Source organism: Streptomyces canarius (genome assembly GCF_014650735.1).
Taxonomy (GTDB): domain Bacteria; phylum Actinomycetota; class Actinomycetes; order Streptomycetales; family Streptomycetaceae; genus Streptomyces; species Streptomyces olivaceoviridis.
Genome location: NZ_BMVN01000003.1, coordinates 315,588 through 333,729, shown reverse-complemented (window position 1 = coordinate 333,729; position 18,142 = coordinate 315,588). Strand labels below are relative to the sequence as shown.

The 18,142-nt window shown below is 71.3% G+C and carries 14 protein-coding genes and 1 pseudogene; 12 read left to right on the top strand and 3 right to left on the bottom strand.

Translation table 11 applies throughout. From position 1 onward, the window contains the following. The first annotated feature begins 77 nt into the window (after positions 1-77). The 8 genes from IE294_RS06330 (at position 78) to IE294_RS06295 (ending at position 10,270) form a co-directional block, all read left to right on the top strand. Positions 78-1,241 (top strand): mandelate racemase/muconate lactonizing enzyme family protein, encoded by a 1,164-nt coding sequence (locus IE294_RS06330; RefSeq protein ID WP_014672496.1) that lies wholly within the window; start codon positions 78-80, stop codon positions 1,239-1,241. Continuing rightward, on the top strand, positions 1,238-2,242 hold the full coding sequence (locus tag IE294_RS06325) for a zinc-dependent alcohol dehydrogenase (protein ID WP_189883105.1): 1,005 nt from the start codon (positions 1,238-1,240) through the stop codon (positions 2,240-2,242). The genes IE294_RS06330 and IE294_RS06325 overlap by 4 nt, the downstream gene beginning before the upstream one ends. Positions 2,243-2,364: 122 nt before the next feature. Next, on the top strand, positions 2,365-3,381 hold the full coding sequence (locus IE294_RS06320) for a hypothetical protein (RefSeq protein ID WP_189883104.1): 1,017 nt from the start codon (positions 2,365-2,367) through the stop codon (positions 3,379-3,381). A gap of 6 nt (positions 3,382-3,387) precedes the next feature. Further along, positions 3,388-4,497 carry a multiple monosaccharide ABC transporter substrate-binding protein gene (gene chvE, locus IE294_RS06315; RefSeq protein ID WP_189883102.1) on the top strand — a complete coding sequence of 370 codons (1,110 nt, stop codon included), beginning with the start codon at positions 3,388-3,390 and terminating at the stop codon, positions 4,495-4,497. A gap of 34 nt (positions 4,498-4,531) precedes the next feature. Further along, positions 4,532-6,082, top strand: coding sequence for a multiple monosaccharide ABC transporter ATP-binding protein (mmsA, locus tag IE294_RS06310; RefSeq protein WP_189813179.1), 1,551 nt, complete (start codon positions 4,532-4,534; stop codon positions 6,080-6,082). Continuing rightward, positions 6,079-7,323, top strand: a complete 1,245-nt coding sequence (gene mmsB, locus IE294_RS06305; protein ID WP_189883100.1) for a multiple monosaccharide ABC transporter permease — start codon at positions 6,079-6,081, stop codon at positions 7,321-7,323. The genes mmsA and mmsB overlap by 4 nt, the downstream gene beginning before the upstream one ends. Positions 7,324-7,348: 25 nt before the next feature. Beyond that, positions 7,349-8,509, top strand: a complete 1,161-nt coding sequence (locus tag IE294_RS06300; RefSeq protein ID WP_189883098.1) for an aldose epimerase family protein — start codon at positions 7,349-7,351, stop codon at positions 8,507-8,509. Between the two features lie 102 nt (positions 8,510-8,611). Further along, positions 8,612-10,270, top strand: coding sequence for a pyridoxal phosphate-dependent aminotransferase (locus tag IE294_RS06295; RefSeq protein WP_189883097.1), 1,659 nt, complete (start codon positions 8,612-8,614; stop codon positions 10,268-10,270). A gap of 354 nt (positions 10,271-10,624) precedes the next feature. Here the strand turns inward: IE294_RS06295 and IE294_RS06290 are convergent, their stop codons facing one another. Continuing rightward, positions 10,625-10,828, bottom strand: a complete 204-nt coding sequence (locus tag IE294_RS06290) for a hypothetical protein (RefSeq protein ID WP_189883095.1) — start codon at positions 10,826-10,828, stop codon at positions 10,625-10,627. A gap of 70 nt (positions 10,829-10,898) precedes the next feature. Beyond that, positions 10,899-11,357 carry an RrF2 family transcriptional regulator gene (locus IE294_RS06285; protein WP_189813184.1) on the bottom strand — a complete coding sequence of 153 codons (459 nt, stop codon included), beginning with the start codon at positions 11,355-11,357 and terminating at the stop codon, positions 10,899-10,901. Between the two features lie 74 nt (positions 11,358-11,431). Here IE294_RS06285 and IE294_RS06280 point away from each other — a divergent pair, with 74 nt between their 5' ends. Beyond that, complete coding sequence (locus IE294_RS06280) at positions 11,432-14,386, top strand: beta-galactosidase (protein ID WP_189883093.1); 2,955 nt, start codon at positions 11,432-11,434, stop codon at positions 14,384-14,386. Here IE294_RS06280 and IE294_RS06275 read toward each other — a convergent pair. Further along, positions 14,373-14,663: pseudogene (locus IE294_RS06275) on the bottom strand (alpha-L-arabinofuranosidase C-terminal domain-containing protein); the annotation flags it as partial. The gene IE294_RS06280 and the pseudogene IE294_RS06275 overlap by 14 nt on opposite strands. Before the next feature lie 138 nt (positions 14,664-14,801). Between IE294_RS06275 and IE294_RS06270 the strand changes: the two are divergent. Genes IE294_RS06270 through IE294_RS06260 form a run of 3 tightly spaced genes read left to right on the top strand, consistent with a single transcriptional unit; the run spans position 14,802 to position 18,047 of the window. Next, positions 14,802-15,434: a toxin-antitoxin system, toxin component family protein gene (locus IE294_RS06270; protein ID WP_189883091.1), complete on the top strand. Its 633-nt coding sequence runs from the start codon at positions 14,802-14,804 to the stop codon at positions 15,432-15,434. Continuing rightward, complete coding sequence (locus IE294_RS06265; RefSeq protein WP_189883089.1) at positions 15,431-16,660, top strand: MAB_1171c family putative transporter; 1,230 nt, start codon at positions 15,431-15,433, stop codon at positions 16,658-16,660. Before IE294_RS06270 ends, IE294_RS06265 begins: the two co-directional genes overlap by 4 nt. Then, positions 16,653-18,047 carry an FAD-dependent oxidoreductase gene (locus IE294_RS06260; protein ID WP_189883087.1) on the top strand — a complete coding sequence of 465 codons (1,395 nt, stop codon included), beginning with the start codon at positions 16,653-16,655 and terminating at the stop codon, positions 18,045-18,047. The genes IE294_RS06265 and IE294_RS06260 overlap by 8 nt, the downstream gene beginning before the upstream one ends. Positions 18,048-18,142: the final 95 nt, after the last annotated feature.

Genomic DNA, 18,142 nt, shown 5'->3' with positions numbered 1-18,142 from the left:
CCCGCCGGACCATCCTTACTGTCACGCCAACATTTCGAACGTGTGACGAAATCTCGAACAGCTGAGGGGCAACTGCCGTGCGCATCACCGGAATCAGCACGCACGTGGTCGGCACGCCGTGGCGCAACCTGACCTACGTCCAGGTGCACACCGACGAGGGCATCACGGGAGTCGGCGAGACCCGGATGCTCGGGCACACCGACGCGCTGATCGGATATCTGCGGGAGGCCGAGGCCAACCACATTCTCGGCTCGGACCCGTTCGCTGTCGAGGACCTCGTGCGCCGGATGAAGTACGGCGACTACGGCCGGGCCGGGGAGATCGTCATGTCCGGCATCGCGGTGGTCGAGATGGCCTGCTGGGACATCAAGGGCAAGGCGCTGGGCGTGCCGGTGTGGCAGCTGCTCGGTGGCAAGGTGACCGACAAGGTCAAGGCGTACGCCAACGGGTGGTACACCACCGAGCGGACCCCGGAGGCGTACCACAAGGCGGCCCAGGGGGTCATGGAGCGCGGCTACAAGGCGCTCAAGATCGACCCCTTCGGCACCGGGCACTTCGAGCTGGACCACCAGGAGACCCTGTACGCGGTCTCGCTCATCGAGGCCGTGCGGGACGCGATCGGCCCGGAGGCGGAGCTGATGCTGGAGATGCACGGCCGCTTCTCCCCCGCCACCGCCGTCCGGCTCGCCAAGGAGATGGCGCCCTTCAAGCCCGCGTGGCTGGAGGAGCCGGTGCCGCCGGAGAACCTCAAGGCGCTGGAGAAGGTCGCCGCCAAGGTGGACGTCCCCGTGGCCACCGGTGAGCGCATCCACGACCGGATCGAGTTCCGCGAGCTGTTCGACAGCCAGGCGGTGGACATCATCCAGCCCGACGTCGGCCACATCGGCGGCATCTGGGAGACCCGGAAGCTGGCCGCCACCGCCGAGACGCACTACATGCTCGTCGCCCCGCACAACGTGGGCGGTTCGGTGCTCACCGCCGCCTCCCTCCAGGTCGGCTTCACCTCCCCGAACTTCAAGATCCTTGAGCACTTCAATGACTTCGCGGACGCGGAGATCAAGAAGGTGGTCAAGGGGGCGCCGCAGGTGAACCCGGAGGACGGCTGCTTCCACCTCTCCGACGCGCCGGGGCTCGGCGTCGAGCTGGACGTCGACGCGGCGGCGGAGTTCCCGCAGCAGCAGGCCCGGTTCGACCTGTGGGCCGAGGGCTGGGAGCAGCGCAAGCCGAAGGGCACGAAGTGAGCTCCCAGGTCCTGATCGAGGCGCCGGGGGTGCACCGGGTCGAGGCCCACACACCCCGGCAGCCCGGTCCCGGCGAGGCGCTGGTCGCGGTGCACGCGGCCGGCATCTGCGGCAGCGACCGCGAGGTGTACCAGGGCAACCGGCCGGAAGGGTACGTGCGGTATCCGCTCACGCCCGGACACGAGTGGTCGGGGACGGTCACGGCGGTGGGTGCCGGGGTGCCCGGCTCGCTGGTCGGCCGCAAGGTCGTCGGCGAGGGCTTCCGCAACTGCCAGGTGTGCGAGCGCTGCCACGCGGGCGAGACCACGCTGTGCTCGGCCGGGTACGAGGAGACCGGCTTCACCCAGCCGGGCGCCATGGCCGCCACGCTGACCCTGCCCGCCCGGCTGCTGCACGTCCTGCCGGACGACGCCGACCTCACCGCCGCCGCCCTGCTGGAGCCGGCCGCCTGTATCGCCGCCGCCGCGCTGAAGGCGCACGCCCAGCCGGGCGAGCGGGTCGCGGTGGTCGGCACGGGCACGCTGGGCATGTTCGCCGTGCAGTTCCTGAAGGCGGTCTCGCCGGCGGAGCTGCTCGTGGTGGGCACGCGGAACGACCGGGAGGCGCTGTCCCGCCGGTTCGGGGCGAGCGACTTCCGGCTGAAGGACCAGAGGTTGCCCGACGACTTCGACGTGGTGATCGAGACCGCCGGGTCGGCGTCCGCCGCGCGCACCGCCGCCGCGCTGCTGCGGCGCGGCGGGCGACTGGTCCTCACCGGGATCCCGGCGCCGGGCGCGGACGGGCTCGACCCGACCGATCTCGTCGTACGGCAGCTCGAGGTGCACACCGTCTTCGGGGCACCGCCGGAGGCCTGGGCGCACACCGTGCGGGTCTTCGGGGCCGGGCTGCTCGACCCGCTGCCGCTGGTCACCCACGAGTTGCCGCTGACCGAGTTCCCGCAGGCCATCGAGCTCGTCGGGGCCGGCGATCCCAAGGTGGGCAAGGTGCTGCTCCGTCCCTGACCGTACGCCGGTCAGGGCGTGACCTGACGGCGCCCTGACCGGCGTACACCCAGCGGTTTTCCACACCCAGAGCCGCGAACCTTGTCCGAAATACCGAACACTCAGGACCCTAAGGACAGCTTGTGACCGACGCTTCCGCTCCGGCAGCCCGCAGGCCCGGCGAGCAGGTGCTCGCCGCACTCGGCCTCGGCGCGCCCGCCCTCGACCCCGCCGACGCCTCCACCCACACCTTCCCGGGCGGCGGTCGCTGGCGCACCGAGATCCCCTCGTGCGAGGGTCCCGAAGCGCTGGCGGTCGTCCTGAAGGAGGCCTCGCGCCTCGATGTGCCGATCCACCGGATCAGCCAGGGCAGCGGCGTGTGGATGCTCACCGACGCCGAGATCACCGAGATGGTCGACGCCACCCAGGAACGCGACATCGAGCTCTGCCTGTTCACCGGCCCGCGCGGCACCTGGGACATCGGCGGCTCGGTGCGGTCCGACTCGCGGGGCGCCGGACTGCGCGCCCGGGGCCACGACGCCGTCGCCGGCTGCGTCGAGGACGCCGTGCGGGCCACCGAGCTGGGCGTCAAGTGCCTGCTGGTCGCCGACGAGGGCGTGCTGTGGACCCTGCACCGGGCCCGCCAGGCCGGGATCATCCCCGCCGACACCACGCTGAAGGTCTCGGCGCTCATCGGCCCGGTCAACCCGGCCTCGTACGCCGTCTACGAGCGGCTCGGCGCCGACTCCGTCAACGTGCCCAGCGATCTGACGCTGGACCACCTCACCGAGATCCGCCGGGTCTCCGGCGCCCCCATGGACATGTACATCGAGGCCCCCGACGACCTCGGCGGCTACATCCGGATGTACGAGGTCGCCGAGCTGATCCGGCGCGGCGCGCCGCTCTACCTGAAGTTCGGTCTGTCCAAGGCCCCCGGCATCTACCCGTGGGGCACCCACCTGCGGGACGTGACCCTGGACACCGCCCGGGAGCGGGTGCGGCGCGGCCGGCTCGCCCTGGACCTGCTCGCCCGGCACGGCGCGGACGGCGACATGGCGCCGCTCGGCTCCCGGCTGCCGGGGACGCTCCACCGCTTCCCCGTCGAAGCACCCGCACCTGTCACCTCCGCTCCTCTCAACGACGAGAACGACAAGGACTGATCCCACATGCGCAACCGCAGAGCCGCACTCGCCGCGATAGCCGGAGCCGCCTCGCTCGCCCTCACCCTCACCGCCTGCGGTCAGAGCGGCGAGGGCGGCAGCAAGGAGAAGTCGGGCGACGTCAAGGGCGCCACCATCGGCATCGCCATGCCGACCAAGTCCTCCGAGCGCTGGATCTCCGACGGCAAGAACGTCGTCAAGGACTTGGAGGCCAAGGGCTACAAGACCAAGCTGGTCTACGGCGAGGACGACCCGGAGACCCAGGTCTCGCAGATCGAGAACCTGATCACGCAGGGCGTCAAGGGCCTGATCGTCGCGGCGATCGACAACAAGTCCCTGGACCACGTCCTCCAGGAGGCCGCGGACGCGCACATCCCGGTCATCTCCTACGACCGGCTGATCCTCGGCACCAAGAACGTCGACTACTACGCCTCGTTCGACAACGAGAAGGTCGGCAAGCTCCAGGGCCAGTACATCGTCGACAAGCTCGGGCTCACCAAGGGCAAGACGGGCCCGTTCAACATCGAGCTGTTCGCGGGCTCCAACGACGACAACAACACCAAGTACTTCTTCGGCGGCGCCATGAGCGTCCTCCAGCCGTACATCGACAAGAAGCAGCTGGTGGTCAAGTCCGGGCAGACCAAGCTGACCCAGGTCGTCACCCTGCGCTGGGACGGCACCACCGCGCAGAAGCGCATGGAGGACGTCCTCACCTCCGCCTACAAGAGCGGCCGGGTCGACGCGGTCCTCTCGCCGTACGACGGCATCTCCATCGGCATCCTGTCCGCCCTGAAGTCGGACGGCTACGGCTCGGGCAGCAAGCCGCTGCCGGTCATCACCGGCCAGGACGCCGAGCTGGCCTCGGTGAAGTCGATCATCTCCGGTCAGCAGACGCAGACCGTCTACAAGGACCTCCGCAAGCTCGCCGAGGTCGCCGCCACGATGATGGACGACTCCCTGAAGGGCAAGAAGCCCGAGGTCAACGACACCAAGACGTACGACAACGGGACGAAGGTCGTGCCCGCCTACCTGCTCCAGCCGGTGAGCGTCGACAAGAGCAACTACAAGCAGGTGCTGGTCGACGGCGGTTACTACACCGAGGCCGACCTCAAGTAACCCGCCCATTTCCTACGGATTGGAAGGCACGACCATGGCGGGACCCGTCCTGGAAATGCGCTCGATCGTCAAGACCTTTCCCGGTGTCAAGGCGCTGTCGGACGTCACCCTGACCGTCCGGCAGGGCGAGGTCCACGCCATCTGCGGGGAGAACGGCGCCGGCAAGTCCACCTTGATGAAGGTGCTCTCCGGCGTCCACCCGTACGGCAGTTACGAGGGGGACATCCTCTTCGCGGGAGAGACCTGCCAGTTCAAGGACATCCGGGCGAGCGAGCAGCACGGCATCGTCATCATCCACCAGGAACTGGCGCTGGTACCGCACCTGTCCATCGCGGAGAACCTCTTCCTCGGCAACGAGCACGCCACGCGCGGACTCATCAACTGGCGCGAGACCCTGCGCCACGCCACCGCGCTGCTGCGCCGGGTCGGTCTGGACGAGCACCCGGAGACCCGGGTCGCCGACATCGGCGTGGGCAAGCAGCAGCTCGTCGAGATCGCCAAGGCGCTGTCCAAGCAGGTGAAGCTGCTGATCCTGGACGAGCCGACGGCGGCCCTGAACGACGAGGACAGCGACAAGCTCCTCGATCTGATCCTGGAGCTGAAGAACCAGGGCATCACCTCGATCATCATCTCCCACAAGCTCAACGAGATCCGCAAGGTCGCCGACTCGGTGACGATCATCCGGGACGGGCGGTCCATCGAGACCCTCGATGTGAAGGCACCGGAGACGACCGAGGAGCGGATCATCGCCGGCATGGTCGGCCGCGACCTCGACCACCGCTTCCCCGAGCGCACCCCGCACCAGCCGGAGGAGGGCGCGGCGCCGGCGCTGGAGATCCGCGGCTGGACCGTGTTCCACCCGATCGACCAGCAGCGCAAGGTCGTGGACGACGTGTCCCTGAACGTGCGCCGCGGCGAGATCGTCGGCATCGCGGGCCTGATGGGCGCGGGCCGCACCGAACTCGCGATGAGCGTCTTCGGACGGGCCTACGGCCGGTACGCGGCCGGCACGGTCCTGAAGGACGGCACGGAGATCCGTACGAAGAGCGTGGCGGAGGCGATCGGGCACGGCATCGCGTACGTCACCGAGGACCGCAAGCACTACGGCCTGAACCTCATCGACACCATCAACCGCAACGTCTCGCTGACCGCGCTGAACAAGGTCGCCAAGCGGGGTGTGGTGGACGAGCACGAGGAACGGCAGGTCGCCGAGGGCTTCCGGAAGTCCATGAACATCAAGGCGCCCACGGTCTTCGAGCCGGTGGGCAAGCTCTCCGGCGGCAACCAGCAGAAGGTCGTCCTCAGCAAGTGGATCTTCGCGGGTCCCGACGTGCTGATCCTCGACGAACCGACCCGCGGCATCGACGTGGGCGCCAAGTACGAGATCTACACGGTCATCGACCAGCTCGCCGCCCAGGGCAAGGCGGTCGTCTTCATCTCCTCCGAGCTGCCCGAACTGCTCGGCATGTGCGACCGCATCTACACGATGGCCGCCGGGCGGCTGACCGGTGAGGTGCCGCGGGCCGAGGCCACGCAGGAAGTGCTGATGCGCCATATGACGAAGGACAAAGAGGTAACGCGATGAGCACGGATGTGACCGCCAAGAGCCCGGCCCCCGCGCCGCCGGGCAGGAGCGGAGCGGCTGCCGACGGGGGACTGCTCGGCCTGATGCTGGCCGGTCTGCGCCGCAACATGCGCCAGTACGGCATGCTGATCGCGCTCGGCCTGATCGTGGTCCTCTTCGCGATCTGGACCGACGGGGACCTGCTGCTGCCGCGCAACGTCTCCAACCTGGTGCTCCAGAACAGCTACATCCTGATCCTCGCGATCGGCATGATGCTGGTGATCATCGCCGGGCACATCGACCTGTCGGTCGGCTCGCTCACCGCGTTCGTCGGCGCCTTCGCGGCCGTACTGACCGTGCAACACGGCATCTCCTGGCCCATCGCCCTGGTGCTGTGCCTGGTGGTCGGCGCGGTCGCCGGCTCGATCCAGGGCTATCTGATCGCCTATCTCGGCATACCGTCCTTCATCGTCACCCTCGCCGGGATGCTCCTCTTCCGCGGCCTCACCGAGATCCTGCTCAAGGGCCAGACCCTCGGCCCGTTCCCGAACGGTCTACAGAAGCTCGGCAACGGCTTCCTGCCCGAGGTCGGCCCGAACACCAACTACCACAACCTCACCCTGCTGCTCGGGCTCGTCCTGATCGCGGCCGTGGTGTGGCAGGAGTTCCGGGACCGCCGCCGCCAGCAGGAGTTCTCCCTGGACGTGCTGCCGACCCGGCTGTTCCTGCTCAAGCTGACCGCCCTGGTCGCCGCGATCCTCGTCCTCACCCTGCTGCTCGCCAGCTACAAGGGCGCCCCGATCGTGCTGATCATCCTCGGCGCGCTGGTCGTCGGCTACGGCTACGTCATGCGCAACGCGGTCTTCGGCCGGCACATCTACGCGATCGGCGGCAATCTGCCGGCGGCCAAGCTGTCCGGCGTGAAGGACAAGAAGGTCACCTTCTACGTCTTCCTGAACATGGGCGTGCTCGCGGCCCTGGCGGGTCTGGTGGTCGCCGCCCGGCTGAACGCGGCCTCGCCGAAGGCGGGCGTCAACTTCGAACTGGAGGCCATCGCCTCCTCGTTCATCGGTGGCGCGTCCATGAGCGGCGGTGTCGGCACCGTCCTCGGCGCCATCATCGGCGGTCTCGTCCTCGGCGTGCTGAACAACGGCATGAACCTCCTCAGCGTCGGCACCGACTGGCAGCAGGTCATCAAGGGTCTCGCCCTGCTGGTGGCGGTCGGGTTCGACGTGTGGAACAAGCGCAAGTCCGGTTCGTAAGCGCCCAGAAAACGGAGCCGCACCCATGGAACTGAACAGACGCACGGTCATCGCGGGAACAGCAGCGGCGGGCCTCGCCGCCACCACCCTCGGCACGGGCAGCGCCCAGGCCGGCACCGGTTCGAGGGGCCGCAAGCCGGTGAAGGAACTCTTCGGCACCCTCGCCGACGGCACGAAGGTGTACCGCTGGTCGCTGGAGAACGGCGGCACCCGGCTGAAGGTCCTGTCCTACGGCGGCATCGTCCAGACCCTGGAGCTGCCCGACCGGCACGGCCGGTACGCCAACGTCGTGGCCGGCTTCGACGACATCGCCGACTACGTGGCGAAGAGCCCGTACTTCGGCGCCCTGATCGGCCGGTACGGCAACCGCATCGGCAAGGGACAGTTCACGCTGGACGGCACGTCCTACCAGCTCTCCGTGAACGACGGCGACAACAGCCTGCACGGCGGGGCCAAGGGCTTCGACAAGCACGTGTGGGACGTGGAGTCGTTCACCAGGGGCTCGGACGTCGGGCTGCACCTGCACTACACGAGCGTCGACGGCGAGATGGGCTACCCGGGCACGCTGCGGACGACGGTGACGTACACCCTCACCCGGCACGGCGACTGGCGCATCGACTACGCGGCCACCACCGACAAGGCCACCGTCGTCAACCTCACCAGCCACGTCTACTGGAACCTGGCCGGCGAGGGCAGCGGCACGATCGAGGACCACGAACTCACGATCGCCGCCTCCCGGTACACCCCGACCGACTCCGGCCTGATCCCCACCGGCGAGCTGGCCGAGGTCGCGGGCACCCCGTTCGACTTCCGGCACGCCAAGCCCGTCGGCCGGGACATCCGCGCGGGCCACGAGCAGCAGGTGCTGGCCAAGGGGTACGACCACAACTGGGTGCTGGACAAGGGGATCACGGCGAGGCCCGAGCACATCGCCACCCTGCGCGACCCGCGCTCCGGCCGCACCCTGAGGATCGCCACCGACCAGCCGGGCCTCCAGTTCTACTCCGGCAACTTCCTCGACGGGACGCTCACCGGCACCGGCGGGCGCACCTACCGGCAGGGCGACGCCCTGTGCCTGGAGACGCAGCACTTCCCGGACTCGCCGAACCACGCCGACTTCCCGTCGACGGTGCTGCGGCCGGGGCAGACGTACCGGACGTCGACCCTCCACACCTTCGGGGCGTGAACCGGCTCACACCGCGGGTGAGTTGAACGCCACTGCCGTCTCCTGCGTATCGAAGGGCGGCCCGTGCTCCCCCGCACGGGCCGCCCTTCGACGGAGGTTCCCTTGGCCGGCAACGTCACCTCGTTGTTCCGCGGCACCGCCGCGCACAGCCCCTCCATGGCGGCGCTGACGCGGGAGGGCGGCGACGGGACCGGCCCGGTGGACTTCTGCATTCCGTGCAATCCGTACTTCCCGACGCCCGCCATGTTCGAGGAGATGGCGGGCCGGCTGCGCGAGATCGTCACGTACTACCCCAGCAGCGCCGACACCATCACGGCGGAGCTGTGCGACCTGCTCCGGCTCCCGCCGCAGTGCGTGGCGATGGGCAACGGCTCCACGGAGCTGATCACCTGGATCGACCACCTGCTGGTCCGCGAGTCCCTGGCCGTCCCCGTGCCCACCTTCGGCCGCTGGACCGACCAGCCGATGGAGACCGGCAAACGGGTCGACATGTTCCCGCTCCAGGAGGCGAACGACTTCGCCCTGGACCTCGGCCAGTACGCCGAGTTCATCCGTGCCCGCGGCACCCGGGTGGCCGTGATCTGCAACCCCAACAACCCCGACGGCGGCTGTCTGCGCCGGCAGCAGATCGTGCGGTTCATGGACGCCATGGCGGACCTCGATCTGGTGATCGTGGACGAGTCCTTCCTGGAGTTCGCCGACGCGGAGGCCGAGCCCAGCGTCGTCCAGGAGGCCATGCTCCGCCCCAACGTGGTCGTGCTGCGCAGCCTCGGCAAGAACTTCGGCCTGCACGGCATCCGCTTCGGCTACCTCGTCGCCAACCCGGCGCTCGCGGGCAAGGTCCGCTCCATGCTGCCGAAGTGGAACCTCAACTCCTTCGCCGAGCACGTGGTGTTCATGCTGAAGGAGCACGGCGCCGAGTACGCGCGGAGCCTGGCGCAGGTCCGCCGCGACCGCCTGGAGATGGCCAGCCACCTCTCCGCCCTCCCCGGCCTCACCGTCTACCCCTCCCAGGGCAACTTCCTCTTCGTGCGCCTGCCCGTGGGCGCCGAGGGCACGGTGGTGCGGGACCGGATGCTCACCGAGCACCGGATCCTGGTCCGCGAGTGCGGCAACAAGATCGGATCCTCCAGCCGCTTCCTGCGGCTCGTGGTGCGCCCCCAGGTCGACGTGCGTCGCCTGGTGTCCGGCCTGGAGCAGGTGCTCTACGGGTCCAGGAGGGGAGCCGCCGTACCCGAGCCGGGCACCGGGACCGGCTACAGCTCGGGTACGGCGGCGGTCGACCGGCTGGTCAGCGAGACCAACGGGGCCGGCCTGCGGCTCACACCGGCCGGCCCCGCTCCGGCCGCCGGCACCGGCATGCCGCTCCCCGCCGCCGTGACACCGCCCGGCGGCGGAATGCCGATGCCGGCGGCAGCCCCACCGCCACCTGCACCGGCTGCGGTTGCTCCGGCGGCTCCCTCGGCTCCGGCGGCTCCCTCGGCCCCGGTGTCTCCGGTTTCCCCGGCGGCGGCCGTGATGCCGGCACCGGTACCCGTGCCGGCGGCCGTGATGCCCGCACCGGCACCGGTGGCCCCCGCGCCCGTACCGCTCGCTCCCACCCCGCCCGGCGTTCCGGCCCGGGGCGGGCTCACCGCCGCCCAGGTCCGCGGGATGACGGCCCCGGCGCCCGCCGCCGGCCTGACCCCGGCCCCCGCGACGGGCTGGCCCAACGCGCAGAGCTGGCCGAACGCGGCGGGGACGGGCCAAGCGGCCGTCTGACGCCGGTCCCGGTGAGAACACCTCTGACCTGCCGGGACGGGGCATGCGGCGGCACGCCACCCTCGCCGGGAAGTGACCGTTGGGCCGCTCGCTTCTCGGTCGGTGTCGGGCTGGAGTTCACCGAACCCGTGTGGCCTGTGGGGCTGATGGGGCCACCGGGACACCAAGCCAGGAGCCACCCCCGCCCCGGCACCCCCACCGGCCGCAAGCCGCCAAGCCGGCCCGGCGTGCAGGCGAGGCGCGTTCGCGCACCCCTGGCGCCGGGTGCGCCCCCAGTTGGCCTCGGGGCCCGTTACCGGCGGGGCCACCGTCTTTCCGGGCGGGCCGACAGCAACCGACCCAGCCGACGCCCGTTCACTCGCCCCGGACGCCCGTGGGGAGAACCGTCCTGAGGGACGTGACCGGGTGGCCGATTTCCAGGGAGCCGAGGATGCCGTCGAGGAGGGCGGCACCGGGGGCACCGGTGGGCGGCGCGGGGCGCGTGGTGGCTTCGGCGGTGGCGGCGGACGCCAGGAGGGCGGCCGTCAGGGCGGTGACACAGGCGAGTTTCTTGATCATGACCGCCCTAACGACGCACGCGCGCGGGGGAAACCCGCCGGTGCGCCGACCGGGGGACCGGTGTTACGCCTTACGGGTTCTCCCAGGCCGCCGGTTCCGCCGCCAGGGCGCGGACCGGCTCGGGGAGGGCGTCGGCCGCGAGGTCGGCGAGGGTGACGCCCTCCAGGATGCGGCGGACGTTGGCGCGCAGGGCGATCCACAGGGGCAGCAGCGGCTGGGCGGTGCCGCTGTAGGAGAGGCCGGTCGGGCGTTCGCCGCGTACGGACACGATCGGGCCGTCGACCGCCCGGATGACGTCGGCGACGGTGATCGAGGCCGCCTCGCGGGCCAGGCGGTAGCCGCCGCCCCCGCCGCGCCGGCTGTCGACGATCCCGGCGCGTCGCAGGTCGCCGAGAATCCCTTCCAGGAACTTGTGCGGGATCTCCTGCACGGCGGCGATTTCTTCTGCTTTCACCGGGCCGTTACCCTGCCGTACGGCCAGCTCCAGTACCGCCCGTACCGCGTAATCCGCCCGTGCCGAGATCCTCATGGGTCCATTGTGGGGCGTGTCCGTGGGGAGAATGGCCGGACCGCGCCCCCGTAAGATCGCCGGGAGGATCCACCTTGGCGCTCAGCAGACGTTCCTTCAGTGCCCTGGCCGGCTCCGCCGCGCTCGGTCTCGCCCTGGGCGGCAGCGGCGGCCCCGGGGCGCCCTCCGCGTACGCGGGCAGCAGTGCGCCGACCGGTCCGGCACCGCTGCCGCCGCGCGTCGACGGCGAGCGGCACACCATCGGGTACGACCGGTACTCGCTGCTCGTGGACGGGCGGCGGCTGGTGGTGTGGTCCGGCGAGATGCACCCGTTCCGGCTGCCCAGCCCGTCCCTGTGGCGGGACGTGCTCCAGAAGATGCGGGCGCACGGGTACAACGCCGTGAGCATCTACGTGGCGTGGAACTACCACTCCCCCGCGCCCGGTCAGTACGACTTCAGCGGCATCCGGGACCTGGATCTGTTCCTGCGGACGGCTGCCGAGACCGGACTGTACGTCCTTCTGCGGCCCGGTCCTTACATCAACGCCGAGGTGGACGGCGGGGGTTTCCCCGGGTGGCTGACGGCGACCAGGGGCACGGCCCGGACCGACGATCCGGTCTACCTGGCGCACGTGGACGAGTGGCTGACCCAGGTGAACCGGATCGCCCGCCGGCATCTGTTCACGCAGGGCACCGGCACGGTCCTGCTGTACCAGATCGAGAACGAGTACGACGCCCATGTGGACGAGGCCACCGGGCGGAACTACATGGCCCACCTGTACCGGAAGGTGCGGGGCGACGGGATCGACGTCCCGTTGTTCCACAACGACAAGGGGCGGAACGGGTACTGGGTGCCGGGGTCGTTCGACACCGGTGGGGAGAGAGGCGGCTGGCTGTACGGGTTCGACGGGTATCCGTCGCCGTCCCAGACCCCGCCGGACTGGGGGCACTACGGGCCCGGCGGGGCGAAGGGCGGGGCCACCGCCTCCCCCGCCACCCCGGGGTTCGTGCCCGAGTTCGGGGGCGGCTGGTTCGATCCGTGGGGCGGGGCGTGGTTCGACGGCAAGGGGTACGCCGAGTCGCGGCGCACCCGGGACGCCGCGTACGAGCGGCGCTTCTACCTGACCAACCTCGCCAACGGACTCACCCTGCACAACGTGTACATGACGTTCGGGGGGACGTCGTGGGGCTGGCTGCCCGCGCCGGTCGTCTACACGTCGTACGACTACGGCGCCGCCATCGACGAGGGCCGGAACGTCACGGACAAGATCGCGCCGATGCACCAGCTCGGCCATCTGCTCCAGCGCGTGCCCGACTTCGCCAAGCTGGACCGGGCTGCGGACGTGACGGCCGCCGGGCTGAAGGTCTACCACCTGACCAACCCGGACACCGGCACCCATGTGTACGTCGCCCGCAACGACGGCGCCGATCCGGTCACCACCGAACTGCCCACCGACGCCGGCAGGCTGCCGATCACCGTGCCCGGCAAGGACGCCAAGCTGCTCACCACCGGGCTGCCGCTGGGCAGGCGGACCCTGAAGTACGCCACCGTCGCGCCCATGACGGTCCTGACGGCGGGCCGGCAGGACATCGCCGTGTTCGCCGGGCGGACCGACGAGATGGCCGAGCTGGTGCTGAAGTGCCCGCAGGAGCCCTCCGTGCAGCGGCTGGACCCGGAGGCCGGCTGGGCGTACGACCGGAACGAACTCCATGTGAACGCCCCCCTCGGCCAGGACGGGCTGACCCGGGTGCTGGTGCGCAAGGGCGAGACGGACACCCCGCTGCTGCTGCTCTTCGCCGACGACGCCACCGCCGTACGCCTCTTCCCGTACGACACCCCGTCCGGGACCCTCCTCGTCTACGGCCCGGCGCTGCTGCGGCACGCGGAGCTGCGCGGCTCGGAGGTCCATCTGACCGGTGACATCACCGAGCGGACGGGCATGGAGGTGTGGGGCCCGCGCGGGATCGACACCCTGGTCTGGAACGGGCGGAAGCTGCCCACCCGGGCCACGCTCTCCGGCAGCCTGCTGACCACCGGGATGCTGCCCGACGTGCCCGAGGTGCGGCTGCCCGAGCTGGGCGGCTGGCGGATGCGGACGGAGAACCCGGAGGCGGGCCCGAGCTTCGACGACTCGTCGTGGAAGGCCGCCGACAAGACGTCGTCGTACAGCACCACGGCCGTCCCGGACGGGCAGCCGGTCCTCTTCGCGGACGACTACGGCTTCCACTACGGGGACGTCTGGTACCGGGGCAGTCTCACCGGCACCACCGGGGTCGAGGAGGTCTCGCTCGCCTACAGCACCGGCACGCAGGGCCTGCTGATGGCCTGGCTGGACGGCGAGCCGCTGGGCACGCACCGGATGCCGGTGCCGGACAAGGACGTGACCATCCGCAAGGGCAGCTGGGCGACGACGGCGGTGTTCCCGGTGCGGGAGCGGCTGCGCTCCCCCGGCCGGCACGTGCTGTCGGTCCTCGTCCGGCGCATGCAGCACGACCAGGACGGCAAGGCGCTCGACACCCACAAGGCGGCGCGGGGCCTGACGGCGGTCACCTTCAAGGGTGCCTCGCCGAAGGTGCGCTGGCGCATCCAGGGCGCGGGCCCCGCCGATCCCGTGCGCGGGCCGATGAACAACGGCGGTCTGTACGGCGAGCGGGAGGGCTGGCACCTGCCCGGCTTCCGGGACCGGGACTGGGAGAAGGTGACCTTCCCGCGCACGGCGCGGTACCAGGGCGTGACCTGGTACCGGACGACGTTCCGGCTGTCGGTGCCGGCCGACGTCGACGCGTCGGTCGGCCTGACCCTGGACGACGACCCGTACCGCGCCTACCGCGCGCAGATCTTCCTCAACGGCTGGAACCTGGGCCAGTACATCAACAACGTCGGCCCGCAGCACACCTTCGTCCTGCCGAACGGCATCCTGCGCTCCCGGGGCGCCAACACCCTCGCGCTGGCGGTCCTCTCGGAGTTCACCACGCTGTCGGGCCCCGGGTCGGTGCGGCTGACGCTGCTCGGCAAGGCGGCGGGGGGCGTGCCGGTCACGCCAGTCTGATCACGTTCCAGGACAGCGGTTCCAGTACGGCGGTGAGGGTGCCGTCCCTCAGGGCGGTGCCCTCGACCGGGTGCGGGGTGACGCGCCCGGGGTCGGTCAGGGTGTTGCGGGCGTCGGGGTCGGCGTCCGTGAGCGCGCTGTGCTCGGTGACGGTGGTCAGCTCCAGTCCGCTGAGGGTGACGTCGAGGGGCAGCGGTTCGGTGCGGCCCCGGTTGACGGCGAACACGGTGACCGTGCCGTCGTCCGCGCGGACGGCGGTGGCGGACCGCAGGTTCGAAGCGCTTCCGCGTCAATGGGCCGCACACGAGCTCATAGGTTGTTCCTCGTTGAACGACGGTCGCCGGATCGCATGACGCGGACACATCCAGGCGCGTACGCTCGGACCAGCCGCAATCGTCGGTGGGAAGGGAGACAGATGAGTTTCGGGGGCGCGCGGGAGCAGGCGGCACGCCTGGCCTCACGACTGCGACGCTCCCGCTTCGGCCCGGCCCGCACACGGCGCTCCGGTCCCGGCTTGGCGATGCGCGCCCTGGCCGGCGACCTCGCCGCCGCCGTCCGCGCCCGACCCGAACCACCCGACGGCGTACGGGCGTTGTGCCGCGCGCTGTGCGAGGAGATGAGCGCGCTGCGGGGCGGACGGCCGGTGGAGCTGCGCTTCGAACGCTTCCCGGACGAGATCGAGGTCACCGGCCTGTGGGTCGAGTTCGCCGACTTCGACCTGGTCATCGTGGAGGAGCGGGCCGAGGCCGTGCAGCAACTGGTCATCCTCGGGCACGAACTGTGGCACCTGCACGCCGGGCACCGGCACCACCACCTGGCCGGAACCGTCGCCGCCCGGGCCCTCACCGACACGCCCGGCTGGCGGGAGGCGGCCCTCACCGTGGCCGCCCGTGACGGCTCCCGGGAGACCGACGAGGCCGAGGCCGACGACTTCGGGCACCGCCTGGCCACCCTGTTCCGGGGCCGCCTCGACGGGACCCGCACCACCCCGCCGGGCCCGGTGCAGCGTTCCCTCGGATACCGGGGGCGTGGAGGAACGGCCCGGTGATCCGGCTGGCGCTGAACCCCTCGGGATTCCTCAGCGAGTTCTACATCTCCTTCTGGATCCCCACGGCCGTGCTCACCGCCGCCCTGGTGATCAAGCTGCCCACCATCATCCGGCTGTGGCGGGACCCGCTGCTGCGCGCGGTCGGCGGACTGCTGCTGCTCGCCTGCGCGGTGTTCGTGTTCTGCACCCCGTCCACCATCGCCTGGGTCAACCGGCTGACCGGCGTGCCCAACATCTCGGCACCCTGGTGCTATTCGCTGATCACCGCGTTCTGCGGCTCCTGTCTGCTGCTCATCATCACCTGGCGCAACGGCCTGTCCGACCGCTCGGCCGCCACCCGCCGCGCCATGCGCTGGGTGATCTCGGTGTACTCGGGGGTGATCGCCGCCCTGTGGGTGCTGTTCCTGCTCGCCGACGCCCCCGAGGAGCGGCTGCGGGACCTGGACACCCACTACGCCACCACCCCGTTCATGCGCGAGGAGATCCTCCTCTACCTCGTCGCGCACGCCGTGGCCTGCCTGATCACCTCCCGGCTCATCTGGAACTGGGTGCGCACCGAGGGTCTGGACGCCTGGCTGCGCTGGGGCCTGAAGCTGCTGGGCGCCGGCTACGTGCTGAACCTGATCTTCGACGCGGTGAAGCTGATCGCCGTCGTCGCCCGCTGGGCCGGGCAGGACCTGGACTGGCTGAGCACCAATCTGGCCCCGCCCGTGGCCGCGCTCTCCGCCATCCTCATCGCCGTCGGCTTCATCCTGCCGCACGCCGGCCAGTACCTGCACGACCGCTGGCGGGTCCGGCTCGCCCACCGCGAACTGCGGCCCCTGTACCAGCTGATGCGCACCGCGAGCGGCGAAGGGGTGCCGTTCGTGCTGCGCGCCACGCCCGAACTGCGGCTCACCCGGCGCGAGACGTTCATCCGGGACGTGCTGCTGCCGCTGGCCCGGCACATCGACACCGGGCTCGGCCGGCGCGCGTACGGCGCCGCGCTCGGCCTCGGCCACCCACCGGAGCGGGCCCGCGCGCTGGCGGCGGCGGTGTGCATCCTCGACGCCGTCGAGACCAAGGCCCGTACGCCGGAGTCGCCCGAGCCGGCCGCCGGGCCGGACACCACGAACCTGCTCCAGGAGATCGGGGCCGTCTCCCGAGCCCTCCGCCGTCCCGACGACATCGCGGCGGTGCGCGCGCGTGCGGCCGTCCCAGCAGAGAGCGTTGCCGTTCATGACTGAGCACAGACCCAGCGCCGTCGTCCTCGGCGGCTCCCTCGCCGGCCTGCTCACGGCTCGCGCCCTGGCGGCCGGCGGCGCCCGGGTGACGGTGGTCGAGCGGGACGCGCTGCCCGACGGGCCCGCGCCCCGCAAGGGACTGCCGCAGGCCCGGCACGTGCACCAGCTGTGGTCGGGCGGGGCGCGGGCGCTGGAGGAACTGCTGCCCGGGGCGATCGGGCGGTTGCGCGCGGCCGGGGTGAGCCGGGTGCCGATGACCACGGACATGGTGGCGCTGTCCCCGTACGGCTGGTACCGGCGCTGGGCCGAGTCCGCGTTCATGCTGCCGGCGAGCCGGGACCTGCTGGACTGGGTGGTACGGGGGCTGGTGCTGGCCGACGGGCGGATCGCGCTGGTGGAGCGGGCCGAGGCGACGGGGCTCACCGGCACGGGCGGCGTGGTGACGGGGGTGCGCATCCGCGCCCACGACAGCGCCGAGCGGACGCTGACGGCCGACCTGGTCGTGGACGCGACCGGGCGCGGCTCACGGGCGGCGGGCTGGCTGACCGGGCTGGGGCTGCCCGCCGTCGAGCGGCGGGAGGTCGACTCCGGGCTGGTGTACGCCAGCCGGCCGTACCGGGCGCCGGAGGCGGCGCGGGCCGGCTTCCCGGTCGTCAACATCGAGCCCGATCCGCGGGGTTCCGGGACCGGGCGCGGGGGCGTGCTGATGCCGGTGGAGGACGGCAAGTGGATCGTCACGCTGTTCGGGGGCCGCGGTGACGAACCGCCTTCCCTTCCGGGGGAGTTCGAGCGTTACGCCCGTGACGGGCTGCGGCATCCGCTGATCGGGGAGCTGCTGGGCGGGGGCGCGGAGCCGCTCGGCGAGGTCGCGGTCACGCGGACGACGGCGAACCGGCGCCACTTCTTCGAGCGGATGCCGGTGTGGCCGGAGAACCTCGTGGTCGTCGGCGACGCGGTGTGCGCGCTGAACCCGGTGTACGGGCACGGCATGGCGGTGGCCGCACGATCGGCGCTGGCCGTGCGGGACGTGGTACGGCGTCGGGGGCTGGGGAGCCGGGGACTGGCCCGGGAGGCGCAGCAGGCGGTCGGGCGGACGGTCCGGGCGGCATGGGATCTCGCGGTCGGGGCGGACGTGTTCTACCCCGGCGCGACCGAGGAGGGGCCGACACTGCGGGACCGGGTGCTGGCCGCGTACGTCGGCCGCCTGCTGCGGACCGCCACGGGGAACGGGCGCGTGGCCCGGCGGGTGACCGACGTGACGGCGCTGGAGCGGGGGGCGGAGGCGTTGCTGGCGCCGAGTGTGGTGGTGGCGGCGGTGGCGGGGCCCCTGAAGCCGACGCTCGCTGCTCCGCCGCTGACTTCGGAGGAACGTCGGTCTGCGGGGTTGTAGGGCGCGGTGGGGATGCGGGTGGGGGCGGGGGGCTTGTGCCGTCCGCCGGCTCCGGGTCCGTCGTGGCTGATCGCGCAGTTCCCCGCGCCCCTGGG

Coding starts and splice junctions, on each gene's coding strand:
- chvE (WP_189883102.1), top strand. CDS start 3,388: ATGCGCAACCGCAGAGCCGCACTCGCCGCGATAGCCGGAGCCGCCTCG.
- mmsA (WP_189813179.1), top strand. CDS start 4,532: ATGGCGGGACCCGTCCTGGAAATGCGCTCGATCGTCAAGACCTTTCCC.
- mmsB (WP_189883100.1), top strand. CDS start 6,079: ATGAGCACGGATGTGACCGCCAAGAGCCCGGCCCCCGCGCCGCCGGGC.
- IE294_RS06300 (WP_189883098.1), top strand. CDS start 7,349: ATGGAACTGAACAGACGCACGGTCATCGCGGGAACAGCAGCGGCGGGC.
- IE294_RS06290 (WP_189883095.1), bottom strand. CDS start 10,828: ATGATCAAGAAACTCGCCTGTGTCACCGCCCTGACGGCCGCCCTCCTG.
- IE294_RS06285 (WP_189813184.1), bottom strand. CDS start 11,357: ATGAGGATCTCGGCACGGGCGGATTACGCGGTACGGGCGGTACTGGAG.
- IE294_RS06270 (WP_189883091.1), top strand. CDS start 14,802: ATGAGTTTCGGGGGCGCGCGGGAGCAGGCGGCACGCCTGGCCTCACGA.
- IE294_RS06260 (WP_189883087.1), top strand. CDS start 16,653: ATGACTGAGCACAGACCCAGCGCCGTCGTCCTCGGCGGCTCCCTCGCC.